Here is a 24242-nt window from a genome sequence, read left to right as displayed (position 1 = left end):
GAACGTGATGGCTTTGATGATGTCGCTTGAACGCGTGGAGTCATTCAGGCTGGGGGCCTGGATGACGATCCGTCCACCCTACAATCTGCCGTCGGAGTTGGCACGTTGCACGAGTAAGGCAAACAGCTGAACAGGGTCGGCCGGCTTGAGCAGGTAGGCGTCGAACGCCGACGTGCCGGCCTGCGTCGCTTCCGGTTGTCCATACCCGGTCACCGCCAGTAATAGCGCACTGGCAGTGGCAGGCAAGGCACGCAGCCGTCTCGCCAGTTCGTGCCCATCCATTCCCGGCAGCCCGATGTCGAGCAGGCAGGCGTCGAAGGCATCCGCCTGCGCCCGCGTCAAGGCTTCCTGCGGATCGTGCGCCACCGTCACGCGGTAGCCGGCCGCTTCCAGCAGCATCGCCATGGTATTGGCCGCATCGACGTTGTCATCCACCACCAGCACCCGCAAGCCGGCGCCAGCGATGTCGCCCGCCATCCCGGCCGGAGCGGCCGGGGACGCGACGGGCGCCGCGATGCGCGGCAGGCGCAGCGTGAACCGGCTGCCGCAGTCGCGCCCGGCGCTGGCCGCCGTGACGCTGCCGCCATGCAGCGCGACCAGGCTCTTCACCAACGCCAGCCCCAGTCCGAGCCCGCCCTGGGAGCGGTCCGGCGTGCGCTCGGCCTGCGAGAACAAATCGAACACGGTCGGCAGCAAATCGGGCGCGATGCCGATGCCGTTGTCGGTCACGGCAATCGTCGCCTGGCCCGCATCCACGGCCATCGCCAGACCCAGGCATCCGCCTTCGGGCGTGTACTTGGCGGCGTTGTTCAGCAGGTTGGCCAGCACCTGCACCAGGCGCTTGTGGTCACCCTCGACAAAGGCCGGCCCCGGCGCCAGTTGCAGGGTCAGCTCGTGGCGGCGCGCCTCGACCAGCGGGCGCACCTGTTCGGCGGCATCGGCCACCACCGCCTTCAGGTCCACCGGCGCGCGTTCCAGCACCGCGAGGCCGCGCGTGACGCGCGAGACGTCGAGCAAATCGTCGATCAGGCCGGTCATGTGCGCCACCTGGCGCTTGATGATGCCGCTGGTGCGCGCGACCCGGGCGCTGTCCTGCGGATCGAGATTCAGCAGCTGGGCCGCCGCCGCGATCGGCGCCAGCGGGTTGCGCAGCTCATGCGCCAGCATCGCCAGGAACTCGTCCTTGCGGCGGTCGGCGGCGCGCAGGGCTTCCTCGGCGCGTACCCGCTCGATGGCGCTCCAGACGCGCTCGGCGACGTCGCCGATGACGCGCAGCTCGTCCTCGCTCCAGGCCCGCGCCGTGGCCTGGCTGACGAACAGGCAAGCGATCAGGGCGCCGTTGCGGCTGAGCGGCACGGCGACGCCGGCGCGCACGTCGAGTGCGCGATAGGCCGGCCAGGTTGCGGGTGCGCCGGTGCGCGGATCGTGCTCCAGGTCGTCGGCCACCCAGGTTTCGCCGCGTTCCAGCGTGGCGAAATTGCTGCCGAAGTCCCCGGTAGCCATGCTGCCGTGGAGCGCGTCGACGCCATCGACGTAGTTGGCCTGGAACGTCACCTGGCGGCGCTCGGCGTCGTACTCGCCGTAGACGACCCGGCTGGCCTTCAGGAAGCGGCCGAGCAGGGCGCTGGTCTCGCGCAGGATGGCGTCGGCGTCGTCGAGGCGGCGCAGCAAGTCAGCCAGGCCGAGCTGGAATTCGAAGATCGCCAGCAGCGAGGACTGGCGCGCCACGGCCGTGCGCAGGGCGCGTGCGCTGTCGGCGCGTTCGATGGCGTTCCAGACCCGTTCGCCGATGTCGGAAGCGAGCTTGCATTCCTCCGTCGTCCAGCGCCGCGGACGATGGTCGAGCACGTTCAGGCCGGCGAGCAGGCGGCCGTTGCGCGCATAAGGCTGCACCAGCAGCGACACGATGCCGAGCCCTTCATAGGTCGCCAGGAAGGGGGCGGTGCGCGGATCGGTCCTGACGTCCTCGACCACCAGCGCACGGCCGGCGCGCAGGTCGGCCATGACCTCGGGGCCGAAGTCTGCATGCAGGGCTTCTCGCCCGACCAGGTCGCCGCTGCCCTGCGGAGTCCAGTGGGCGCGGATGCGGAAGCTGCCGCGCGTGTCGTCGTTCACACCGTGGAAGATGTTCGCGGCGCCCAGGTACTGGCCGAGCGCTTCGTTGGCGACCTCGGCGATCTGGTCGGTATCGAGCAGGCCGCCCAGGCGGTCGGCCAGCTGCAACTGCAGGGCCTGGCGCCGCTCGAGCGCGACCCGGGCCGTGGTTTCGTTGATCACGCACAGGGCGCCGCCGATGGCGCCGGTCTCGTCGCGCAGCGGCGAATAGGCGAGGGTGAAGCAGGCCTCGAAAGGCTGGCCGTCGCGCAGGATCATGCGCGGCACGTCCTCGCCATAGGTTGGCTTGCCGGCAATTGCCTGCTCGACCAAGGGCTGCACGCCGTTCCAGAGTTCCGGCCAGACCGTGCGCAGCGGCGTGCCGAGCGCGGCCGGGTGCTTGGCTTCCAGCAGCTCGACGTAGGCCTCGTTGTAGAGCATGACCAGCTGCGGGCCCCAGGCGATGAAGATCGGGAAACGCGAATCGAGGATCATGCCGACCGCGCTGCGCAGTACCGGGCCCCAGGTGTGCGGATGGCCGGCCGGGCTGTTCGACCAGTCGCGCGCGGCGTAGCCCGCACGGATGGCGCCGGGGCTGGCCAGCAGGTCGTAGGAAAGGCGGGCGGCGTCCATGCGTGTTGGTATGATGGAAAGCACCGATCATACGTGACAACGTCAGTTACGTGCCCGAGCGCAATTGTTTTTATGTGCAATGGGCGAAAAAAAGCCGGCCACGCGGGCCGGCTTGTTGTGTTTCAGCGTAAAGATCAGTCGTCGCCGCCGGCGATACCGAGCAGGCGCAGCAGGCTGGTGAAGACGTTGTACACGTCGAGGTAGATCGCCAGGGTCGCGCTGATGTAGTTGGTTTCGCCGCCGTTGACGATGCGCTGCACGTCATACAGGATGAAGGCCGAGAAGATCGCCACGGCCAGCACCGAGAACACGATGGTCAGCGCCGGGATCTGCAGGAAGATGTTGGCGAAGCCCGCCAGCAGCAGCACGACCACGCCGGCCATCAGCCAGCTGCCCATGCCCGAGAAATCGCGCTTGGTGGTGGTGGCGATGCTTGCCATCACGGCCAGCACGCAGGCGGTGCCGCCGAAGGCGGTCATGATCAGGGTGCCGCCGTTGCTGTAGCCCAGGGTGTGGCGCAGCAGCGGGGTCAGCATCAGGCCCATGAAGAAGGTGAAGCCCAGCAGGACGAACACGCCGACCGCGGAATCCTTGGTCTTTTCGATGGCAAACATGAAGCCGAAGGCAACCGCCAGGAAGATGATGAAGCCCATCGCGCCGCCGAGCATCGGCAGCTGCATCGTGACGCCGACGAAGGCGCCGAGCACGGTCGGGATCATCGACAGGGCCAGCAGCCAGAAGGTGTTGCGCAGGACCTTGTTGCGCGTGACCTGGCCGACCGCCACGTCGTACGCGGGTTGCTTTTGCAGGATAGGGTTCATGGGTGTGCCTCCGTTGGTAGGATAATTCGGTGCCAGCATAGCATGCGGTGGCCATGCAGAGTATGGACAGGCCGCCGGTTTAAGTTATTCATAAGTTCCGTACCGCAAGCTACCGGCCTCGCTCGACCGGGCATTTTTCCAACGCGATTCCGCCACTTTGACCCACCCCGCCGCATTCTGGGTTATATGGACGCATGTATGGTAAAATCAAAGGTTGATTGAGTTCTCAACTTCTCGATTTAAACCTTTCTTTTTATTGGAGTTTTTACATGGCAATCGAACGCACCCTGTCGATCATCAAACCAGACGCAGTTGCAAAAAACGTGATCGGCCAAATCTATAGCCGTTTCGAAAACGCTGGCCTGAAGATCGTCGCAGCCCGTATGACCCAGCTGTCGCGCGAGCAGGCTGAAGGCTTCTACGCTGCCCACAAGGAGCGCGGCTTCTTCAACGACCTGGTCACCTTCATGGTCTCGGGTCCAGTCATGATCCAGGTTCTGGAAGGCGAGAACGCCGTCCTGGCACACCGCGACCTGATGGGCGCGACCGATCCGAAGAAAGCTGAAAAAGGCACCATCCGCGCCGACTTCGCCGATTCGATCGATGCCAACGCCGTGCACGGTTCGGATGCTGTCGAAGCCGCACAAGTCGAAATCGCTTACTTCTTCCCAGAACTGAAGTAATCGCTGTCGGCACCAAGCACCGCTCGCCCATGCCTCAGGCCCGGCGAGCGGGGTTCGTTTTATTTTTCATACAGTACACCAGAACACCATGACGACTCTCACCAACCTGCTGGACTTCGATCCCGCGCAACTCGTCGCTTACTGCGCTGAATTGGGTGAGAAGCCGTTCCGCGCAAAGCAGTTGCAACGCTGGATACACCAGTTCGGCGCCAGCAATTTCGACGACATGACGGACCTCGCCAAGTCGCTGCGCGAAAAACTGAAAACCCGCGCCGAGGTGCGCTCGCCGGCCATCATCAGCGACAACACCTCGAGCGACGGCACCCGCAAGTGGCTGGTCGACGTCGGCAACGGCAACGCCGTGGAAACCGTGTTCATCCCGGAAGAAAACCGCGGCACGCTGTGCATCTCCACCCAGGCCGGCTGCGCCGTCAACTGCCGCTTCTGCTCGACCGGCAAGCAGGGCTTCAACCGCAACCTGACCGTGGCCGAGATCATCGGCCAGTTGTGGATGGCCGAGTTCGAGCTGCGCCGCACCAAGGGCATCGAGCCCGGCCCGAAAGGCGAACGCCAGATCACCAACGTGGTCATGATGGGCATGGGCGAGCCGTTGCTGAACTACGAGCCGACCGCCACCGCGCTCAAGCTGATGCTCGACGATAACGCCTACGGCCTGTCGCGCCGCCGCGTGACCCTGTCGACCTCGGGCGTGGTGCCGAACATCGACAAGCTGGCGCAAGACGTGCCCGTGGCCCTGGCCGTGTCGCTGCACGCCTCGAACGACGCGCTGCGCGACATCCTGGTGCCGTTGAACAAGAAGTATCCGCTGCGCGAACTGCTGGCCGCCTGCAAGCGCTACCTGGAATTCGCACCGCGCGACTTCATCACCTTCGAGTACTGCATGCTCGATAACTTCAACGACAGCGACGAGCATGCGCGCGAACTGATCGCCCTGGTCAACGATCCGGAAGTCGGCGTGAACTGCAAGTTCAACCTGATTCCGTTCAATCCTTTCCCGGAATCCGGCCTGTTCCGCTCGAAGAACCCGCGCATCAAGGCCTTTGCCGAAGTGCTGATGAACGCCGGCATCGTGACCACCGTGCGCAAGACGCGCGGCGACGACATCGACGCCGCCTGCGGCCAGCTGGCCGGCGAGGTCAAGGACCGCACCCGCGTGGCCGAGCGCATGGAAAAGATGGCCGAGTACCAGAAGAAGTTCGGCGCCGACTTCGGCCGCATCGTGGAGATTCCTTCTTGATCGGCGCACAGGCAGGCGCGGGCATGAACAGGGCAGGGGGCATCCGCATGGCGGCTGCGCTTGCCCTGTGCCTGCTGACGGCCTGTGCAAATACAAGCAATGGCGGCTCCACGACGGAACTGAAAACCGCCTCCGACCAGACCCAGGCCGAGAAGCGCGCTGCGATCCGCCTGCAGCTGGCGGTCGAGTACTACCAGGACGGCAAGTACGAGATCGCCCTCGACGAGATCAAGAAGGCGATCGCCGCCAACGGCGACTATGCCGACGCCTATGGCGTACGGGCCCTGATCTACACCGCGATGAACGAATTGCCGCTCGCGGAAGAAAACTACCAGCACGCGCTGCGCCTCGCGCCGCGCAATCCCGAGCTCGCCAACAACTACGGCACCTTCCTGTGCCAGCGCGCCAACCGCCCGGCCGAGGCGATGCGCCATTTCGAGGCCGCGATCGCGAATCCCGCCTACCGCACGCCGGTGAGCGCCATGGTGAACGCCGGGCAGTGCAGCCTGAAGACAAATAATATCGACGCGGCCGAGCGCTACCTGCTCAATGCGCTGCGTTACAACCCGAACCTGCCGGCCACCAGCGCCGGCCTGGCGCGGGTGTACTACGAGCGGCGCGACTACGAACGCGCCGGTTTTTTCATACACCGCCTGACGGACGTGTCGACCCTCGACACCCTGTCCGCCGACGCCTTGTGGCTGGCCATCCGGGTCGGCCGCAAGACCGGCGAACGCGCGAACGAAGCCAGCCTGCTGGCGCAGCTGCGGCGGCGCTTCCCGGGCTCGCCCGAATTCGCGGCGTACGAGCGCGGGGCATTCGATGAGTGAGACGACAATGACTTCAGAGCGCGCAGACCAGGGCGCCACGCCGGCCAACCACCACAGCCATCCTGGCGCCACCCTCGCCGCACAGCGCGAAGCGATGGGCTGGAGCGTCGAGCAGGTAGCTGAACAGCTCAAGCTGGCGGTGCGCCAGGTGGTGGCGATCGAGGCCGGCGACTATGCCGCACTGCCCAGCCCCGCCGTGACGCGCGGCTTCGTGCGCGCCTACGCCAAGATCGTGCGCCTCGACCCGGCGCCGCTGGTGGCGATGGTCAAGATCGACGAACCGGTTGTCGCGGACACTGACGCCGCCGCGCGCCGCGAGCGTCCGACCTCGTTCTCGCATTCGCGCTTCCCGACCCATGGCAAGCGCTCCAGCCTGCCGCTGGGCTGGATCGCCGCCGTCGTCGTGGTGGCTGCCGCCGCCGGCGCCGCCTGGAATTTCGGCCTGATCAAGCTGCCTGGCAGCGATGCCACGGCCGACGCCGTACCGACCGTGCCGGCCGACGGCGCCGTCGGTCCTGTCGCCCCGGCCCACGACCCGGCCGTGCCGCTGATCTCGGTGCCGGCGCCGGGCGATGCGAACGGCGCAGCGCCGGCGAATACGCCCGCGACTGCACCGGCAACCGCGCCGGCCGGGAATGCCGCCACGCCGCCCGCAGCGAATGTACCGGCGGCGCCTGCCGCGACCGCGCCGGCCGCGAATGCGCCTGCGGCAGTCGTCACGGCGCCTGGCGCCGCCGCTCCTGTCGCGGCCGCGGGCGCCAACACCCTGGTGCTGAGCGTGCGCGAGGATTCCTGGATCGAAGTGCGTCCGCAAGGTGGCCGCGCGCTGATTTCGCGCCTGGTCAAGGCCGGCAGCACCGAGACTGTCGAGGTGCCGGGCACGGCAACCCTGGTGGTCGGCAATCCGAGCGCCGTCACGGCCACGCTGCGCGGCGCCGCCGTCGCGCTGCCGCAGGTGCCGGGCAAGACGATTTCGCGCGTTACGATCAAATAAGTACTGAACAGATAATCGGGAACACAGCATGAACGCCATGAATTTGCCTATTCCTTCCGGTCCGATGGCGCGCCGCGCCAGCCGCCGCGTGCTGGTCCAGCACGGCGCGCGCAAGGTCTGGATCGGTGGCGACGCCCCGGTGGTGGTGCAGTCGATGACCAACACCGACACCGCCGACGTGATCGGCACCGCCATCCAGATCAAGGAGCTGGCGCGCGCCGGTTCCGAGATGGTGCGCCTGACCGTCGACAAGCCGGAAGCCGCCGCCGCCGTGCCGGCGATCCGCGAACAGCTCGACAGGATGGAGGTGGATGTCCCCCTCGTGGGGGACTTCCACTATAACGGCCACATCCTGCTGCGCGACTTCCCGGAATGCGCGGCCGCGCTGTCGAAGTACCGCATCAATCCCGGCAACGTGGGGCAGGGCGCCAAGCGCGACACCCAGTTCGCCCAGATGATCGAAGTCGCGATCAAGCACGACAAGCCGGTGCGCATCGGCGTCAACTGGGGCAGCCTGGATCAAAGCCTGCTGGCGCGCATCATGGATGCGAACGCCGCGCGCGCGAACCCGTTCAGCGCCCAGGCCGTGATGTACGAAGCCCTGATCACCTCGGCCATCGAGAACGCCGTGCGCGCCGAGGAAGTCGGCCTGGCGAAGGACAAGATCATTTTGTCGTGCAAGGTGTCGGCGGTGCAGGACCTGATCGCGGTGTACCGCGAACTGGCGCGCCGCTGCGACTACCCGCTGCACCTGGGCCTGACCGAGGCCGGCATGGGCAGCAAGGGCATCGTCGCCTCGACCGCGGCCTTGTCCGTGCTGCTGCAGGAAGGCATCGGCGACACCATCCGCGTGTCGCTGACGCCGGAACCGGGCGGCGACCGCACGAAGGAAGTCGTGGTGTCGCAGGAAATCCTGCAGACCATGGGCCTGCGCAAGTTCACGCCGATGGTGATCGCCTGCCCGGGCTGCGGCCGTACCACCTCGACCGTGTTCCAGGAATTGGCCGACAACATCCAGACCTTCCTGCGCGACTCGATGCCGGAATGGAAGAAGCTGTATCCGGGCGTGGAAGCGATGAACGTGGCCGTGATGGGCTGCATCGTCAACGGGCCGGGCGAATCGAAGCACGCGAACATCGGCATCAGTTTGCCGGGCACCGGCGAATCGCCGGCGGCGCCGGTGTTCGTCGATGGGCAGAAGGTTGCCACGCTGCGCGGCGAGCGGATCGTCGATGAGTTCCAGACCATCGTGCTGGATTACGTGAAAAAGAATTACGGCAAACAAACCGAAATCGTTGGCTAAAACGTAGGGTGGACACCTGTGTCCACGCGGTCGTACTGTTGAATACCGCACCATGTGAGGCGGTTCGACAGATCGCATGCCGTACCGCGTGGGCTCAAGAGCCCACCCTACAAAAGCAGAACCCACCGCGGTAGCGCGGATAGCAGAGCAAAATAACATGTCCAAACCAGAAAAAATCAATGCCATCAAAGGCATGAACGACATCCTCCCAGCCGACGCACCGCTGTGGGAACTGTTCGAGAACACCGCCGAAACGATCCTGAAAAGCTACGGCTACCAGAAGATCGTCACCCCGATCGTCGAGGAAACCCGCCTGTTCGCGCGCGCGATCGGCGCCGTGACCGACATCGTCGAAAAGGAAATGTATTCCTTCGAAGACTCGATGAACGGCGACCAGCTGACCCTGCGTCCTGAAGGCACGGCCGGCGTGGTGCGCGCCGTCATCGAGCACAACCTGGTCTACGAAGGCCCGAAGCGTCTCTGGTACAAGGGCCCGATGTTCCGCCACGAACGTCCGCAGCGCGGCCGCTACCGCCAGTTCTTCCAGTTCGGCGCCGAAGCCGTCGGCTTTGCCGGCCCGGACATCGATGCGGAACTGATCATGTTGTGCCGCCGCCTGTGGGATGACCTCGGCCTGCAGAACGTGCGCCTGGAACTGAACTCGATCGGCAATGCCGACGAGCGTAACCGCCACCGCGCCGATTTGATCGCCTACTTCGAACAGCACAGCAACGTGCTCGACGCCGAAGCCCAGCGCCGCCTGCACAGCAACCCGCTGCGCATCCTCGACACCAAGAACCCGGCCATGCAGGAGATGGTGAACGGCGCGCCGCAACTGCTGTCGTATCTTGGCGAAGAATCGCTGGCCCACTTCAACGGCGTGAAAAAACTGCTCGACCGTAACAACGTCCAGTACACCGTGAACCCGCGCCTGGTGCGCGGCCTCGATTACTACAACCGCACCGTTTTCGAGTGGGTCACCGACGAGCTGGGCTCGCAGGGCACGATCTGCGCGGGCGGACGCTACGATCCGCTGATCGAAACCTTCGGCGGCAAGCATACGCCGGGCGTCGGTTTCGCGATGGGCATCGAGCGCATCGTCGAGCTGATGAAAGGCCTGGGCGAGCCGGCCACGCCGAGCCAGTGCGACGTCTACATGGTGCACCAGGGCGAAGAAGCGCAGGTGCAGGCCTTCATCCTGGCCGAACGATTCCGCGATGCCGGCCTGGATGTTGTGCTACATTGCGCAACGCCGGCGGGTGCGGGCAGCTTCAAGAGCCAGATGAAGAAGGCCGACGCCAGCGGCGCCGCCTTTGCCGTCATCCTCGGCGAAGACGAAGTGGCCAACAACGTGGCAGCCGTGAAGTCGCTGCGCGGGGCAGCCGGCGAGCAGCAGCAGGCCAGCGTCGCCTTCGACGCCGTGGTCGACCACGTGGTCGACGCCATCATCGGCGAGCATGACCACGACCACGATCACGTGCATTACCACCCGTAAGCAGTAGCGAAGCAGTCATCCATCGATAACTATCAGACAGACGAACGACCATGGCATACGACCTCGAAGAACAAGAACAGATAGCCACTTTCAAGGCTTTCTGGTCCAAGTACGGCAACCTGATCACCTGGGTGCTGATCATCGCGCTCGGCTCTTTCGCCGCCTATAACTTCTGGAACCAGCATCAGCGCAAGTCGTCGGTCGAAGCCTCGGCCCTGTACGACACCCTGACCGAGGCCGTCATCGCCAACGACAACGCCAAGGCCCAGCGCATCGCCGCCGACATCCAGGACAAGTTCAAGCGCACCGCCTACGCACAGATGAGCGCCCTGGCCGCCGCCAAGGCCGCCTTCGAGGCGAACGACCTGAAGACCGCCAGGACCCAGCTGCAATGGGTGGTCGACAATGGCAACGACGAGTACCAGTCGGTTGCGAAGCTGCGCCTGGCCGGCGTGCTGCTGGACGAAAAGAACTACGACGGCGCCATGAAGCTGCTGAACGAAAAGTTCCTGCCGCAATTCGCCGCCGAAGTGCAGGATCGCAAGGGCGACGTGCTGGTCGCGCAGAACAAGATCGCCGACGCGCGCAATGCCTACGTTGCCGCCCTGGCCGCCATGGGGCCGAAGCATCCGGGCAGCCAGCTGGTGCGCATCAAGCTCGAAGCCATCGGCGGCACCGCTCCGGAAGCGCCGAAGGCAGCAGCGTAATCGTCGTCGGATACGGCCCGCGTCCGCCTTCCTGGCGGGGGCGGGCTTTGCGGCTTTATACAGTTCAGACTTCAGACTAAGAACAAGGCTAAAAGAATATGCGTATTACCCGTAAGCTGGTTGGTGTCGGTGTCCTGGCCCTGATGACGGGCTGCTCGACCTTGAGTTCGCTCAATCCCTTCTCCTCGAAGGACAAGACCAACGAGCCGGCCAAGCTGGAAGAACTGAAGGCGTCGATGGCCGTGCGCACCGCATGGAAGCTCGACATCGGCAAGGCCAAGGGCTACCAGTTCTCGCCTGCGCTGGCCGGCAACACCCTGGTCGTGGCCAGCGCCGAGGGCAACATCGCCCGCGTCGAGGCGGCCGACGGCCGCCCGATGTGGCGCATCAAGGCCGGCTCGGACCTGACCGCCGGCGTCGGCACCGACGGCAACGTGATCGTCGTCGGCGCCGCCAAGGGCGTGCTGATGGCCTTCGACATGGACGGCAAGGCGCTCTGGAAGACCCAGCTGTCGAGCGAGATCCTGTCCGCACCGGCCGTCGGCCAGGGCATGGTCGTGGCGCGCTCGATCGACAACCGCGTGGTCGGCATCGACGCCGCCACCGGCGAAAAGAAATGGACCGTGCAGCGTCCGTCGCCGCCGCTGACCCTGCGCAATGCGCCGGGCATGGTGGTGTACGAAAAAGACGTGGTCGTGGCCCAGCCGGCCGGCAAGCTCACTTCCTTCCTGCTGGCCACCGGCGCACCGCGCTGGGAAGTCGAAGTCGGCGTCGCCCGCGGCGCCACCGAACTCGAACGCGTGACCGACATCGGCGGCGCCCCGGTGATCTTCGAATCCGACGTCTGCGCCGTGTCCTACCAGGGCCGCGTGGCCTGCTTCGAGCTGGCCTCGGGTTCGCCGCGCTGGAACCGCGACCTGTCCTCGGAAGTGGGCGTGGCCGTGGACCAGCGCTTCGTCTTCGCCGCCGACGACAAGGGCGCCGTCCATGCGTTCGCCCGCGACAGCGGCGCCAGCGTCTGGAAGAACGACAAGCTGGCCTTCCGCGGCCTGTCGACTCCGCTGTCCTACGGCCGCGCGGTCGCGGTCGGCGACTACCAGGGTTACATCCACTTCCTGTCGCGCGAAGAAGGCAGCATGCTGGCGCGTCTGGCCCTCGACGGCGGCGCCGTCAGCGGCACGCCCCTGGTGGCCGGAAGTAACCTGATTTTTCAAACACAAAATGGAACTGTGGCCGCCATCGCGGTCGAATAGAATAAATACATGAAGCCGGTAATTGCACTCGTTGGTCGCCCGAACGTCGGAAAGTCGACCCTCTTCAACCGCCTGACCCGTTCGCGCGACGCGCTGGTGGCCGACCTCCCTGGCCTGACGCGCGACCGCCACTACGGCGAGGGGCGTATCGGCGAGCGGCCCTTCCTGGTCATCGATACCGGCGGTTTCGAGCCGGTGGCCAAGGAAGGCATCATGCACGAGATGGCCCTGCAGACGAAGCAGGCCGTGGCCGAAGCCGACATCGTCGTCTTCATCGTCGACGGCCGCCAGGGCCTGACCCCGCACGACAAGACCATTACCGACTTCCTGCGCAAGTCCGGACGCCAGGTCATGCTCGTCATTAACAAGTCCGAGGGCATGAAGTACACCTCGGTCACCGCCGAGTTCTACGAGCTGGGCATGGGCGATCCGTATGTGATCTCCGCGGCCCACGGCGACGGCGTGACCGACCTGGTCAACGAAGCGCTCGACATGGCCTTTGCCCAGCGCCCAAGCGACGAGGAAGAACTGGAGCCGGCGGACCGCGGCGTGAAGATCGCCCTGGTCGGCCGTCCGAACGTCGGCAAGTCGACCCTGATCAACACCCTGGTCGGCGAGCAGCGCGTGATCGCCTTCGACATGCCGGGCACCACCCGCGACTCGATCGAAGTGCCGTTCGAGCGCGACGGCAAGCAGTACACCCTGATCGACACCGCCGGTATCCGCCGCCGTGGCAAGGTGTTCGAAGCCATCGAGAAGTTTTCGGTCGTGAAGACCCTGCAATCGGTGTCGGAAGCGAACGTGGTCGTGCTGATGCTCGATGCCCAGCAAGACATCTCCGAGCAGGATGCGCACATCGCCGGCTTCATCCTGGAGTCGGGCAGGGCGCTGGTGGTGGCCGTCAACAAGTGGGATGGTTTGACCAGCGACCAGCGCGACCAGGTGAAGAACGACATCGACCGCAAGCTCGACTTCCTCGGCTTTGCCGACATGAAGTTCATCTCGGCGCTGAAGGGCAGCGGCGTGTCGCAGCTGATGAAATCGGTCGATGCGGCCTACGCGGCGGCCACGGCGAACCTGTCGACCCCGCGCCTGACCCGCGCGCTGCAAGAAGCGATCGAGAAGCAGGAACCGAAGCGCAAGGGCGGCACCCGTCCGAAGATGCGCTACGCCCACCAGGGCGGCCAGAATCCGCCGGTCATCGTCATCCACGGCAATGCCCTCGATGGCGTGACGGAACCGTATAAACGCTACCTGGAAAAGCACTTCCGCGACACCTTCAGCCTGATCGGCACGCCACTGCGCATCGAACTGCGCAGCGGTAAAAATCCTTTCGATAAGCGCGAAGGATAATCCTTTCCGGATAATCGCCTTTCCATGCGGACGTATTGCTGGGTTTAATGTTTTCTTAAGCCTAGCAGTACGACAAAAAAGGGTAAAACAGGTTACAGTAACTGCAGGCCATCGTTCGCACAGCTGAATCTTGCCCCGTCCACTTGAAAAGGCGGCATTAGCCTCCAATTTTTAAACTACAACAACATTACGGAGCTGTTATGAGCAACAAAGGGCAACTGTTACAAGACCCATTCCTCAATGCCTTGCGCAAAGAGCACGTCCCTGTCTCGATCTACCTGGTCAACGGGATCAAACTGCAGGGCCACATCGAGTCCTTCGACCAGTACGTCGTCCTGCTCCGCAACACCGTCACCCAAATGGTCTATAAGCATGCCATTTCCACCGTCGTGCCGGCTCGCGCCGTCAATCTCAACCTCGATTCCGAAGCTGAGTAAGGCCGATGGCTGACGCCCTCGGTACAAGTACCATGCGCGCCGCGCTGGTCGGCATCGATTTTGGCGCTGTCGACTTCAGCGCCAGTCTCGAAGAGCTCGCCTTGTTGGCGCGCTCGGCCGGCGCGGAGCCGATCACCACGATCACCGCAAAACGCTCCGCCCCCGATCCTGCCTATTTTGTCGGCAGCGGCAAGGCCGACGAAATCGCCCAGGCGGCGACCGTCGACAATGCCGACATCGTCATCTTCAACCACGCCCTGTCGCCTGCCCAGCAGCGTAACCTCGAACGCCGCCTGAACCGCCGCGTCATCGACCGCACCAGCCTGATCCTCGACATCTTCGCCCAGCGCGCCAAGAGCCACGAGGGTAAGCTGCAAGTGGAGCTGGCCCAGCTGCAGCACCTGGCCACGCGCCTGATCCGCGGCTGGACCCACCTGGAACGCCAGAAGGGCGGTATCGGCCTGCGCGGTCCCGGCGAAACCCAGCTCGAGACCGACCGCCGCCTGATCGGCGAACGCGTCAAGGCCCTGCGTGCCCGGCTGGTCAAGTTGCGCAAGCAGCACGAGACCCAGCGCCGCCAGCGCGGCCGCAACCAGACCTTCTCGGTCTCGCTCGTCGGCTACACGAATGCCGGCAAGTCGACCCTGTTCAATACGCTCACCAAGGCCGGCGTGTATGTGGCAAACCAGTTGTTCGCCACGCTCGATACCACCAGCCGCCGCCTCTACCTCAACGACGAGGTCGGCAGCGTGGTGATTTCCGACACCGTCGGCTTCGTGCGCGAACTGCCGCACCAGCTGGTGGCCGCTTTCCGCGCCACCCTGGAAGAAACCATCCACGCCGACCTGCTGCTGCACGTGGTCGACGGTTCCTCGCCGGTGCGCATGGAGCAGATCGAGCAGGTCAACGACGTCCTGCGCGAAATCGGCGCCGACCATATTCCGCAAATCCTTGTGTGGAACAAGATTGATGCGGCCGACCTCCAGCCCGGGGTCGAACGTGATGAATATGATAAAATCAGCCGCGTTTTTATCAGCGCCCGCAGTGGCGCCGGCCTCGATTTGCTGCGCGATGCCATCGTCGAGGCGGCAGGCTCCGCGCGCGGTTCGAGCCCTGAAAACGAAGAGCAGGACGATGCCGTGCCGAATGCATCCGACGATGACTCCCCCGACGATTCCGACGACGACCTCGGCGACCGTATTCCAACCTCCACCCCTGTCGGGCCCCAATAAAGCCTATGCTCGTTTCCTTACTTAAACGTTTCGGCGTCAAACTGTCGCTGAACGATCCACGCTGGGGCAACAATCCCAAGCGCGACCCCAAGGCCCAGGAGGGCCGCCGTCCGGGTGAAGGTCCGCCCGATCTCGACCAGATGTGGCGCGACTTCAATGCGCGCCTGAACCGCCTGTTCGGCGGGCGCGGCAACAACGGCGGCGACGCCGGCGGGCCGTACCGCTCGGAAGGGCGGGGCGCCGGCATCACGGCCACCGTGATCGGTTTCATCGTCGTGCTGATCTGGCTCGCCAGCGGCGCCTTTATCGTCCAGGAAGGCCAGGTCGGCGTGGTCACCACCTTCGGCCGCCTGAGCCATACCACCGGCGCCGGCTTCAACTGGCGCTGGCCGGCCCCGATCCAGGCCCACGAAACCGTCAACGTCTCGCAGGTGCGCACCGCCGAAATCGGCTACCGCGACAACGTGCGCAACAAGCAGCCGGCCGAAGCGCTGATGCTGACCGACGACGAAAACATCATCGATATCCAGTTCGCGGTGCAGTACACCCTGAAGGACCCGGTTGCCTGGGTCTTCAACAACCGCGACCAGGACACCAGCGTGCACCAGATCGCCGAAACGGCGGTGCGCGAAGTGGTGGGCAAGAGCAAGATGGACTTCGTGCTGTACGAAGGCCGCGAAAAGGTGGCCGTCGACGTGCACACCATGATGCAGGCCATCGTCGACCGCTACAAGCTGGGCGTGTTGATCACCAACGTCACCATGCAGAACGTGCAGCCGCCGGAGCAGGTGCAGAGCGCTTTTGATGATGCCGTGAAAGCCGGCCAGGACCGCGCACGCGCCGGCAACGAAGGCCAGGCCTATGCCAACGACGTGATCCCGCGTGCCCGCGGCGCCGCCAACCGCCTGCTGGAAGACGCTTCCGCCTACCGCTCGATGGTCATCGAAAACGCGACCGGTAACGCTTCGCGCTTCAACCAGGTGGTGGCCGAGTACGCCAAGGCCCCGGGCGTGACCCGTGACCGCATGTACCTCGACACCATGCAATCGATCTTCAGCAACACCACGAAGGTGATGGTCGACGCCAAGTCGGGCTCCAACCTGCTGTACCTGCCGCTGGACAAGCTGGTGGCCCAGGTGGCCGCGAACGACGCGAATGTCGGCCGCGCGCACTCGGGTCCGGTGCAGCCGCAGACCACGCAGGAAACCTCGTCGACTTCGCAGGAAGTCATGCAAAACATCGAAGCGGTGCGCCAGCGCGACTCGCGCAGCCGCGATACTTCACGTGACAGGGAGAGCCGTTGATGAGCCGCCTCGTAACCATTTTCGTGGCGGGCTTCATTGCCCTGATGCTGCTGTCCTCGACCGTGTTCGTGGTCGACCAGCGCCGCTTCGCGATCGTTTTCGCCCTCGGTGAAGTGCGTGAAGTGATCGCCGAGCCGGGCCTGCACTTCAAGCTGCCGCCACCGTTCCAGAACGTGATCTATCTCGACAAGCGCATCCTGACCCTGGATACGCCGGATGCCGACCGCTTCATCACGTCCGAGAAGAAGAACATCCTGGTCGACGCTTTCGTGAAATGGCGCATCGTCGAGCCGCGCCTGTACTACGTCAGCTTCAACGGCGACGAGCGCGCCGCGCGCAACCGCATGTCGCAGATCGTCAAGGCGGCCCTGAACGACGAGATCACCAAGCGCACCGTGCGCGACGTGATTTCCGGCGAGCGCGGCCGCGTGATGGATGCGGTGCGCGACAAGGTCGTGGCCGAGGCCAAGCAGATCGGCGTCGGCATTGTCGACGTACGCCTGAAGCGCGTGGACTACATCGACCAGATCAACAACTCGGTCTACGACCGCATGCGCGCCGAGCGGGTTCGCGTGGCCAATGAATTGCGTTCGACCGGTTCTGCCGAAAGCGAAAAGATCCGCGCCGATGCAGACCGCCAGCGCACCGTGATCCTGGCCGAAGCCTTCCGCGAAGCCGAGAAGATCAAGGGCGAGGGCGATGCGAAAGCCTCGGCGATCTATGCCGAAGCGTTTGGCAAGAATCCGGAGTTCTACAAGTTCTACCGCTCGCTCGAAGCTTATCGTGCCAGCTTCAAGGCGCAGGGCGATGTGATGGTGATCGATTCGAATTCGGAGTACTTCAAGTATTTCAAGAATCCGGGTAGCAAGTAAGCCATCAGTCTCAAAAAAACGCCGCGTACTCCGCGGCGTTTTTTTTCGTGGCCGCTGCATAGCGCTATGGCTTCCCGTACGGTGGGCACTCCGTGCCCACGCGGAACGACGCGCCAACGCGACGCTATTGCATCCGCCCGCGATTGAGCCAAGGTAGCGGCTCCAAATGCGTCAACGGGACGCACGCATTCGCGTGGGCACGGAGTGCCCACCGTACGGTAGCCACCTCGACTAGCTCATCCGCCAACACATCGCAGGCTTCGCAAGCCCATCGAGCAACATCAACCGCCAGCCCCGCCGCATTTTCGGGTAAAATTGCCGATTCGGCGCTGACTTCGCACGTTCGAGCGCGCCATATTGCCTCATTCTTAACAATCCACTAGCTGTTGCCCATGCCGAACTGGCTTCTGCCCGAGAATATCGCCGACGTCTTGCCGTCCGAAGCGCGCAAGATCGAAGATCTGCGCCGCACGATGCTCGACACCTTCCGCCTGTACGGTTACGAACTGGTGATGCCGCCGATGCTCGAATACGTCGAGTCGCTGCTCGCCGGCGCCGGCCAGGATACCGACCTGCGCACCTTCAAGCTGATCGACCAGTTGTCCGGCCGCCTGCTCGGCCTGCGCGCCGACATGACCACGCAAGTCGCCCGCATCGATGCGCACCTGCTGAACCGTAATTCGGTCACGCGCCTGTGCTATGCCGGCAGCGTGCTGCACACCCGTCCGTCGGGCCTGCACGCCACGCGCGAGCCGATCCAGATCGGCGCCGAGATCTACGGCCACGCCGGCCTGGAAGCCGACGCCGAGATCCAGGAACTGGCGCTGGCGTCGGTCGCCCTGGCCGGCTTCCTTGACGTGCGCCTCGACATGGCCCACGTCGGCGTGCTGCGCGCGCTGCTGGCAGAAGACGCGGCCGCGAAAAAAGACGAAGCCCAGATCACCGCGCTGCTGCGCGCGAAAGACGTGCCCGGCCTGGCCGAGCTGACCCGCGCCTACGCACCCGCCACCCGCGACGCACTGCTCGCGCTGCCGAACCTGTACGGCGACGTCGAGGTGCTGGCGCGCGCGAAAGAGGTCTTGCCGGCGCTGCCCGGCATCACCCGCGCCCTGGCCGAACTGGCGGCGCTGGCCGCTGGCGCCATTGGCCGCGCCGAGGTCGCGATCGACCTGGCCGATTTGCGCGGCTACCAGTACGAAAGCGGCGCCATGTTCGCGCTGTATGTGCCGGGCCTGCCGAACGCGGTGGCGCGCGGCGGCCGTTACGACCACGTGGGCGAAGCATTCGGCCGCGCGCGTCCGGCCACCGGCTTCTCGCTGGATTTGCGCGAACTCGCGCGCCTGCTGCCGACGGCCGAGCGCAAGCATTCGATCCGCGCCCCCTGGGGCAACGCGCCGGAGCTGCGCGAAAAAATCGCTGACCTGCGCAAGGCAGGCGAAGTCGTGATCCAGTCCATGCCGGGTCACGATAATGTTCAGGACGAGTTCGAGTGCGACCGCGTGCTCGTCCTCGAAGATGGAAATTGGATTCTCAAAAACTTAGGTTAAGTGATGTCAAATACTACCGTGGCAAAGAACGTCGTCGTCATCGGCACCCAGTGGGGCGATGAAGGCAAGGGCAAAATCGTCGACTGGCTGACCGACCATGCGGCCGGCGTCGTTCGTTTCCAGGGCGGCCATAACGCCGGCCATACCCTGGTCATCAAGGGCCAGAAAACCGCACTGCAATTGATCCCGTCGGGCATCATGCGCGAAGGCGTGGCCTGCTACATCGGCAACGGCGTCGTCGTCTCGGTGCCGGACGTGATGCGCGAAATCGACAAGCTCGAAGCCGCCGGCCTCGAAGTCGCCTCGCGCCTGAAAATCTCGGAAGCCTGCCCGGTCATCCTGCCTTACCACGTCGCCATCGACAAGGCACGCGAAGCCAAGCGCGGCGAGAACAAGATCGGCACCACCGGCAAGGGCATCGGCCCGGCCTACGAAGACAAGGTCGCGCGCCGCGCCATCCGCATCGCCGACATGCTCAACGAAGAGCGCTTCGCCGAGAAGCTGAAGGAAAACCTGGAATACCACAACTTCGTGTTGGTGAACTACCTGGGCGGCGAAGCGATCGACTTCCAGAAGACCTTCGACGACGCGATGGCCCTGGTGCCGCGCCTGCGTCCGATGGTTGGCGACGTGTCGTCGGCACTGTACGCCGCGCACAAGGCCGGCGGCCACCTGCTGTTCGAAGGCGCGCAAGGTTCGCTGCTCGACGTCGACCACGGCACCTATCCGTTCGTTACCTCGTCGAACTGCGTGGCCGGCAATGCCGCTGCCGGCGCCGGCGTCGGTCCTGGCATGCTGCACTACATCATGGGCATCACGAAAGCCTACACCACCCGCGTCGGTTCGGGTCCGTTCCCGTCGGAACTGTCGACCGCTGAAGGCGTCGGCGAGCACCTGTCGCGCGTGGGCCACGAGTTCGGCACCGTGACCGGCCGTGCGCGCCGTTGCGGCTGGTTCGACGCCGCGCTGCTGCGCCGCTCGGTCCAGATCAACGGCGTGTCGGGCATGTGCCTGACCAAGCTGGACGTGCTGGATGGTATCGAGTCCCTCAAGCTCTGCACGGGTTACAAGATCAACGGCCGCGACGTCGACATCTTCCCGGTCGGCGCCGAAGAAGCCGCCCTGTGCGAGCCGGTCTACGAAGAAATGCCGGGCTGGACTGAATCGACCGTCGGCGCGAAATCGATGGACGAGCTGCCGGCGAATGCCCGCGCCTACATCAAGCGCATCGAAGAACTGGTCGGCATCCCGGTCGACATGGTCTCGACCGGTCCGGACCGCGAAGAAACCATCGTCCTGCGCCATCCGTTTGCTTCGTAAGCACCATATAAAAATAGGATCAAAAAATGAATACTCCTGCATCGACCGACAAGGACCTGTGGGTCTCCTGGGACGAGTACAACCGCCTGGTCGAGCGCCTGGCCCTGCAAGTCTATGAATCGAACTGGAAGTTCGACATGGTGCTGTGCCTGGCGCGCGGCGGCGTGCGTCCGGGCGACGTGATCTCGCGCATCTTCGACGTGCCGCTGGCGATCCTGTCGACCAGCTCCTACCGCGAAGAAGCCGGCACCAAGCAGGGCAACCTGGACATCGCCAAGTACATGACGATGACCAAGGGCCCGCTGCAAGGCAAGATCCTGCTGGTCGACGACCTGGCCGACTCCGGCGTCACCCTGCAGAAAGTACGCCAGCACCTGACCGACAACTACGCAGACGTCACCGAGGTGAAGTCGGCCGTGATCTGGGTAAAGGGCACCTCGGCCTTCAAGCCGGACTACCACCTGGAAGACCTGCCGCACAACCCGTGGATCCACCAGCCGTTCGAAGACTACGACGGCCTGCGTCCGCACCAATTGTCGGCGTGGCTGAAGAAGTTCGAAAAGTAATCGCAGGAGGCAGCTCTCGGGCCGCCATGTCATTGCGCATGACAGAGAGCCAGGGTGTCGCAGGATGCCCTGGCTTTTTTCTTGCCCCATTCGTTACCGCACGTTATCAAGGTAATATCCTCGGTGCAGATCGGTTAAGATTGTTACGAAAGCCTCGACCGCGTCACCCGGAACGTCACAAACAATAACAAACATGACCCAGAGCTTCTTCCAGACCTTCATCCTCCTCATCCTCGTCACTGACCCGTTCGGCAACGTTCCCTTGTTCGCCACCGCTCTGAAAGACACACCGCTGCACCGCCGCCCACGCATCGTGGTGCGCGAATGCGCGATTGCCTTCCTCCTGCTGCTGGTGTTCATGTTCTTCGGCCAGCATTTCCTGGCGGCCCTGCACCTGAGCCCGATCGCATTGCGCATCGGTGGCGCTGTCATCCTGCTGATCATCGCGATCCGCATGATCTTCCCGCATCCGGACGGTGTGCTCGGTCATAGCGAGCACGGCGAACCCTTCATCGTGCCGCTGGCAATTCCCGCCCTGGCCGGCCCCTCGGCGCTGGCCACGGTGCTGCTGTTCAGCTCGGAGACGGTGTCGGAAACCATGGTCCACGTGGCGGCCCTGGCGGCCGTGGGCGTGGTCTGGCTGGCGGTGTTCCTGAGCGCCGAGCGCCTGCAGCAAAAGCTGGGGCCGCAAGTGATGACCGCCTTCGAGCGCCTGATGGGCCTGATCCTGACGGCGATGTCGGTCGAGATGCTGCTCGGCGGCATACGCGAATTTGTCCAGACCCTATGAGCGACCCACGCACCCCCTTCATGCCCGCCGCTGCACCGGATGCCGCGCCGGACGCGCGCGACCTGATGTTCCTCAGCGGTGGCGGCGAAACAGGGGCCATGATGCGCGCCCACGACTGGTCGCGCTCGACGCTCGGCCACCCGTCCGGCTGGCCGCAGGCCTTGCGCACGGTGGTGGCGCTGATGCTCAACTCGAAGTTCCCGATGTTCGTGGCCTGGGGCGAACAGCTCGGCTTCCTGTACAACGATGCCTATAGCGAAATTCTCGGCGACAAGCACCCGGCCTCGCTGGGTGCGCCGTTCAAACAGATATGGGGCGAAATCTGGGACGACATCGCCCCCATCGTCGAGCGTGCGCTGCAGGGCGAGGGCACCTGGTGGGAAAAGCTGCCGCTCCTGATGAACCGCCACGGCTACGACGAGCAGACCTGGTTCACCTTCTCGTATTCGGCCGTGCGCGACGACAGCGGCGCGGTGGGCGGCGTGTACTGCGCCTGCGTCGAAGCCACCGAGCAGGTACTGGGCGAGCGCTACCGCCAGGAAGAAAACGAGCGCCTGGTGACGCTGTTCGAGCAGGCGCCGGGCATCATCGCCGTGCTGCGCGGTCCTCAACATGTGTTTGAGATTACCAACAAAAGTTATCTCGAATTGATCGGACGCGGCAACCTGGTCGGCAAGACGGCGCGCGAAGCCTTGCCGGAAGTCGAAGGGCAGGGCTTCTTCGAGCTGCTCGACCAGGTGTACACCAGTGGCGAGCCTTTCGTCGGCCACGCCGTGCCGTTGACGCTGGTGCGTGCGCCGGGCGCGCCGCCCGAACAGCTGTACGTCGACTTCGTCTACCAACCGATCCGCGACCCCTTCGGCACCGTGGTCGGCATTTTCGTGGAAGGCAGCGACGTTACCCCGCGCAAGCAGATCGAAGACGAACTGCGCGCCGCGAACCGCCAGAAGGACCAGTTCCTGGCGATGCTGGCGCACGAGCTGCGCAACCCGCTGGCGCCGATCACTACCGCCGCCCACCTGCTGAAGATGGGGACGCTGGACGCGAAGGGCGTGCGCAACGCCAGCGAGATCATCGCGCGCCAGGCCGAGCACATGACCAGCCTGGTGAACGACTTGCTGGACGTGTCGCGCGTCACCCGCGGCCTGGTCACGCTGGAGAAGGAAGAGCTGGACGTGAACGAGGTCGTGGCCGGCGCCCTCGAGCAGGTGCGCCCGCTGATCGAGGCCAGGCGCCATGCGCTGACAATGGAGCTCTCGGGCGAGCCGGTACAGGTGCTGGGCGACCGCACGCGCCTGGTGCAGGTGCTGTCGAATATCCTGAACAATGCCGCCAAGTACACGCCCGCGGGCGGGCAGATCGCCCTGCGCGTGACCGCCCACGGCGACCGCGTGACGGTCACCGTCACCGACAACGGCATCGGCATCGAGCCCGACGTCCTGCCCTACATCTTCGACCTGTTCACCCAGGCCGAGCGCACCCCGGACCGTTCCCAGGGCGGGCTCGGCATCGGCCTGGCCCTCGTGAAGAGCCTGATCATGCTGCATGGCGGCACGGTCGATGCGCGCGCGGCCGTGGGCGGCGGCAGCGAGTTCGAGATCTGCGTGCCGCGCCTGATGGGCGACGCCGGAGAGCCTGCCGCCGCTCCGCCAGAAGAGGCGCAGCAGACGCAGCAGCAGGCGCAACTGCGGGTGCTGGTGGTCGACGACAACCGCGACGCCGCCGAGCTGCTCGGCTCGGTGCTGGAAGTGCTGGGACATGCGGTGTCGGTCGAGTACGACGGCCGCGGCGCCCTGGCGCGGGCACGTCGCGAGCCGCCGCAGGTGATGCTGCTCGACATAGGCTTGCCGGATACCGACGGCTATGCGCTGGCGCGCCAGCTGCGCGCCATTCCCGAGCTGGCCGGCACCGTGCTGGTGGCCCTGACCGGCTATGGCCAGCCCGAAGACCTGCGCCAGGCCGAAGAGGCCGGGTTCAACCACCACCTCGTGAAACCCGCCGACCTCGGCCGGGTAACCGAGATCCTGGCCCAGGTTCAGGAGGCAAAACGCTGAGCTTGTGCGAAACCCCTGAGTAGGGAATACTGCCCACACGGTCGCCCATGCCAGCAGGCAAGACGGCGACTGACCGAGCAATTGTGCAGACCATCCCTACAAAGGCAATCCACATGACTTCATCCATTCGCGTGCTGGGCCTGGCCCTGGCCCTGTCCGCCAGCGCCCTGGCCGCCGCACCGGCCCTCGCGGCGGCGCCCGCGACGCCCGCGGCACCCAAGGCCGACGCCCCGGCGCCCATGCAGTTGCAGAAGATCGACACCGTCGTCGGCAAAGGCAAACAGGCCGCCAGCGGCAACACCGTCACCGTCAAGTACACCGGCTGGCTGTACTCGCCCAAGGTGCCGCAGGGCCATGGCCCGCAGTTCGACACCTCGGTGGGCGGCGCGCCATTCACCTTCCCGCTCGGCATGGGCGCGGTCATCAAGGGCTGGGACGAGGGCGTGGTCGGCATGAAGGTCGGCGGCAAGCGTACCCTGATCATCCCGTCGCCGCTGGGCTACGGCGCCCGCGGTTCGGGTCCGATTCCGCCAAATGCCAACCTGATCTTCGACGTCGAACTGGTCGACGTGAAAGACAGTAAATAAACGCTTCCGGCACTCAATAATGAGTGTCGGAAATTTTTACATTCAGGATACAATTTCGATATGTTAGGTGGCTAACATATTGAATCCATGAATTATTTTCCTTCTGGCA

Annotated in this window: 21 protein-coding genes; 19 read left to right on the top strand and 2 right to left on the bottom strand. The window is 64.8% G+C overall.

Translation table 11 applies throughout. The annotated features are described in order from the left end of the window. Window positions 1-78 precede the first annotated feature (78 nt). Together ACWYRN_RS01950 and ACWYRN_RS01945 are read right to left on the bottom strand one after the other, a co-directional pair. Entirely contained in the window at window positions 79-2727 is a 2649-nt protein-coding gene (locus ACWYRN_RS01950) for a hybrid sensor histidine kinase/response regulator (RefSeq protein WP_488690895.1), read from the bottom strand. A 134-nt stretch (window positions 2728-2861) separates the two neighbouring features. After that, entirely contained in the window at window positions 2862-3548 is a 687-nt protein-coding gene (locus tag ACWYRN_RS01945; RefSeq protein ID WP_488690894.1) for a Bax inhibitor-1/YccA family protein, read from the bottom strand. 269 nt (window positions 3549-3817) lie between these two features. On the opposite strand from ACWYRN_RS01945, the gene ndk reads away from it, so the two are divergent. The 19 genes from ndk to ACWYRN_RS01850 all read left to right on the top strand — a co-directional run bounded on the left by ndk (window position 3818) and on the right by ACWYRN_RS01850 (window position 24133). Further along, window positions 3818-4231, top strand: coding sequence for a nucleoside-diphosphate kinase (ndk, locus tag ACWYRN_RS01940; RefSeq protein ID WP_229438683.1), 414 nt, complete (start codon window positions 3818-3820; stop codon window positions 4229-4231). Between the two features lie 88 nt (window positions 4232-4319). Further along, window positions 4320-5489 carry a dual-specificity RNA methyltransferase RlmN gene (gene rlmN, locus ACWYRN_RS01935; RefSeq protein WP_229438682.1) on the top strand — a complete coding sequence of 390 codons (1170 nt, stop codon included), beginning with the start codon at window positions 4320-4322 and terminating at the stop codon, window positions 5487-5489. Between the two features lie 23 nt (window positions 5490-5512). Next, entirely contained in the window at window positions 5513-6319 is an 807-nt protein-coding gene (gene pilW, locus ACWYRN_RS01930; RefSeq protein ID WP_488690893.1) for a type IV pilus biogenesis/stability protein PilW, read from the top strand. Window positions 6320-6326: 7 nt separating this feature from the next. Continuing rightward, on the top strand, window positions 6327-7313 hold the full coding sequence (locus ACWYRN_RS01925) for a RodZ domain-containing protein (protein WP_488690892.1): 987 nt from the start codon (window positions 6327-6329) through the stop codon (window positions 7311-7313). A gap of 37 nt (window positions 7314-7350) precedes the next feature. Then, the gene (gene ispG / locus ACWYRN_RS01920) at window positions 7351-8616 is read left to right on the top strand and encodes a flavodoxin-dependent (E)-4-hydroxy-3-methylbut-2-enyl-diphosphate synthase (protein WP_488690891.1); all 1266 of its coding nucleotides are present in this window, start codon (window positions 7351-7353) and stop codon (window positions 8614-8616) included. A gap of 157 nt (window positions 8617-8773) precedes the next feature. Beyond that, window positions 8774-10111, top strand: coding sequence for a histidine--tRNA ligase (gene hisS / locus ACWYRN_RS01915; RefSeq protein ID WP_488690890.1), 1338 nt, complete (start codon window positions 8774-8776; stop codon window positions 10109-10111). A 50-nt stretch (window positions 10112-10161) separates the two neighbouring features. Further along, a complete protein-coding gene (locus tag ACWYRN_RS01910) occupies window positions 10162-10818 on the top strand; it encodes a YfgM family protein (RefSeq protein WP_488690889.1) in 657 nt (218 codons plus the stop codon). A 98-nt stretch (window positions 10819-10916) separates the two neighbouring features. Beyond that, complete coding sequence (gene bamB, locus ACWYRN_RS01905; protein ID WP_488690888.1) at window positions 10917-12071, top strand: outer membrane protein assembly factor BamB; 1155 nt, start codon at window positions 10917-10919, stop codon at window positions 12069-12071. A 9-nt stretch (window positions 12072-12080) separates the two neighbouring features. Then, complete coding sequence (gene der / locus ACWYRN_RS01900; RefSeq protein WP_488690887.1) at window positions 12081-13424, top strand: ribosome biogenesis GTPase Der; 1344 nt, start codon at window positions 12081-12083, stop codon at window positions 13422-13424. A 200-nt stretch (window positions 13425-13624) separates the two neighbouring features. Beyond that, entirely contained in the window at window positions 13625-13861 is a 237-nt protein-coding gene (gene hfq, locus ACWYRN_RS01895; protein ID WP_026354376.1) for an RNA chaperone Hfq, read from the top strand. A gap of 32 nt (window positions 13862-13893) precedes the next feature. Further along, window positions 13894-15093: a GTPase HflX gene (gene hflX, locus ACWYRN_RS01890; RefSeq protein ID WP_488692760.1), complete on the top strand. Its 1200-nt coding sequence runs from the start codon at window positions 13894-13896 to the stop codon at window positions 15091-15093. Between the two features lie 5 nt (window positions 15094-15098). Further along, window positions 15099-16397, top strand: coding sequence for an FtsH protease activity modulator HflK (gene hflK, locus ACWYRN_RS01885; protein WP_229438674.1), 1299 nt, complete (start codon window positions 15099-15101; stop codon window positions 16395-16397). Continuing rightward, window positions 16397-17269, top strand: coding sequence for a protease modulator HflC (gene hflC, locus ACWYRN_RS01880; protein ID WP_488690886.1), 873 nt, complete (start codon window positions 16397-16399; stop codon window positions 17267-17269). Before hflK ends, hflC begins: the two co-directional genes overlap by 1 nt. A 392-nt stretch (window positions 17270-17661) precedes the next feature. Further along, window positions 17662-18816: an ATP phosphoribosyltransferase regulatory subunit gene (locus ACWYRN_RS01875; protein WP_488690885.1), complete on the top strand. Its 1155-nt coding sequence runs from the start codon at window positions 17662-17664 to the stop codon at window positions 18814-18816. Between the two features lie 3 nt (window positions 18817-18819). After that, on the top strand, window positions 18820-20136 hold the full coding sequence (locus tag ACWYRN_RS01870) for an adenylosuccinate synthase (protein WP_229438671.1): 1317 nt from the start codon (window positions 18820-18822) through the stop codon (window positions 20134-20136). 26 nt (window positions 20137-20162) lie between these two features. Then, window positions 20163-20702, top strand: a complete 540-nt coding sequence (locus tag ACWYRN_RS01865; protein ID WP_488690884.1) for a phosphoribosyltransferase — start codon at window positions 20163-20165, stop codon at window positions 20700-20702. 193 nt (window positions 20703-20895) lie between these two features. After that, on the top strand, window positions 20896-21492 hold the full coding sequence (locus tag ACWYRN_RS01860) for a MarC family protein (protein ID WP_488690883.1): 597 nt from the start codon (window positions 20896-20898) through the stop codon (window positions 21490-21492). Continuing rightward, a complete protein-coding gene (locus ACWYRN_RS01855) occupies window positions 21489-23546 on the top strand; it encodes a hybrid sensor histidine kinase/response regulator (RefSeq protein ID WP_488690882.1) in 2058 nt (685 codons plus the stop codon). The genes ACWYRN_RS01860 and ACWYRN_RS01855 overlap by 4 nt, the downstream gene beginning before the upstream one ends. A 113-nt stretch (window positions 23547-23659) precedes the next feature. Then, window positions 23660-24133, top strand: coding sequence for an FKBP-type peptidyl-prolyl cis-trans isomerase (locus tag ACWYRN_RS01850; protein ID WP_488690881.1), 474 nt, complete (start codon window positions 23660-23662; stop codon window positions 24131-24133). Window positions 24134-24242 lie beyond the last annotated feature (109 nt).

The organism is Massilia sp. BAP21 (genome assembly GCF_057801335.1).
This window is presented reverse-complemented; position numbering and strand designations above follow the sequence as displayed.

Excerpts from the sequence above, each read along its gene's own strand:
- ACWYRN_RS01950 (WP_488690895.1), bottom strand. The coding sequence starts at position 2,727 with ATGGACGCCGCCCGCCTTTCCTACGACCTGCTGGCCAGCCCCGGCGCC.
- ACWYRN_RS01945 (WP_488690894.1), bottom strand. The coding sequence starts at position 3,548 with ATGAACCCTATCCTGCAAAAGCAACCCGCGTACGACGTGGCGGTCGGC.
- ndk (WP_229438683.1), top strand. The coding sequence starts at position 3,818 with ATGGCAATCGAACGCACCCTGTCGATCATCAAACCAGACGCAGTTGCA.
- rlmN (WP_229438682.1), top strand. The coding sequence starts at position 4,320 with ATGACGACTCTCACCAACCTGCTGGACTTCGATCCCGCGCAACTCGTC.
- pilW (WP_488690893.1), top strand. The coding sequence starts at position 5,513 with ATGAACAGGGCAGGGGGCATCCGCATGGCGGCTGCGCTTGCCCTGTGC.
- ACWYRN_RS01925 (WP_488690892.1), top strand. The coding sequence starts at position 6,327 with ATGACTTCAGAGCGCGCAGACCAGGGCGCCACGCCGGCCAACCACCAC.
- ispG (WP_488690891.1), top strand. The coding sequence starts at position 7,351 with ATGAATTTGCCTATTCCTTCCGGTCCGATGGCGCGCCGCGCCAGCCGC.
- hisS (WP_488690890.1), top strand. The coding sequence starts at position 8,774 with ATGTCCAAACCAGAAAAAATCAATGCCATCAAAGGCATGAACGACATC.
- ACWYRN_RS01910 (WP_488690889.1), top strand. The coding sequence starts at position 10,162 with ATGGCATACGACCTCGAAGAACAAGAACAGATAGCCACTTTCAAGGCT.
- bamB (WP_488690888.1), top strand. The coding sequence starts at position 10,917 with ATGCGTATTACCCGTAAGCTGGTTGGTGTCGGTGTCCTGGCCCTGATG.
- der (WP_488690887.1), top strand. The coding sequence starts at position 12,081 with ATGAAGCCGGTAATTGCACTCGTTGGTCGCCCGAACGTCGGAAAGTCG.
- hfq (WP_026354376.1), top strand. The coding sequence starts at position 13,625 with ATGAGCAACAAAGGGCAACTGTTACAAGACCCATTCCTCAATGCCTTG.
- hflX (WP_488692760.1), top strand. The coding sequence starts at position 13,894 with ATGCGCGCCGCGCTGGTCGGCATCGATTTTGGCGCTGTCGACTTCAGC.
- hflK (WP_229438674.1), top strand. The coding sequence starts at position 15,099 with ATGCTCGTTTCCTTACTTAAACGTTTCGGCGTCAAACTGTCGCTGAAC.
- hflC (WP_488690886.1), top strand. The coding sequence starts at position 16,397 with ATGAGCCGCCTCGTAACCATTTTCGTGGCGGGCTTCATTGCCCTGATG.
- ACWYRN_RS01875 (WP_488690885.1), top strand. The coding sequence starts at position 17,662 with ATGCCGAACTGGCTTCTGCCCGAGAATATCGCCGACGTCTTGCCGTCC.
- ACWYRN_RS01870 (WP_229438671.1), top strand. The coding sequence starts at position 18,820 with ATGTCAAATACTACCGTGGCAAAGAACGTCGTCGTCATCGGCACCCAG.
- ACWYRN_RS01865 (WP_488690884.1), top strand. The coding sequence starts at position 20,163 with ATGAATACTCCTGCATCGACCGACAAGGACCTGTGGGTCTCCTGGGAC.
- ACWYRN_RS01860 (WP_488690883.1), top strand. The coding sequence starts at position 20,896 with ATGACCCAGAGCTTCTTCCAGACCTTCATCCTCCTCATCCTCGTCACT.
- ACWYRN_RS01855 (WP_488690882.1), top strand. The coding sequence starts at position 21,489 with ATGAGCGACCCACGCACCCCCTTCATGCCCGCCGCTGCACCGGATGCC.
- ACWYRN_RS01850 (WP_488690881.1), top strand. The coding sequence starts at position 23,660 with ATGACTTCATCCATTCGCGTGCTGGGCCTGGCCCTGGCCCTGTCCGCC.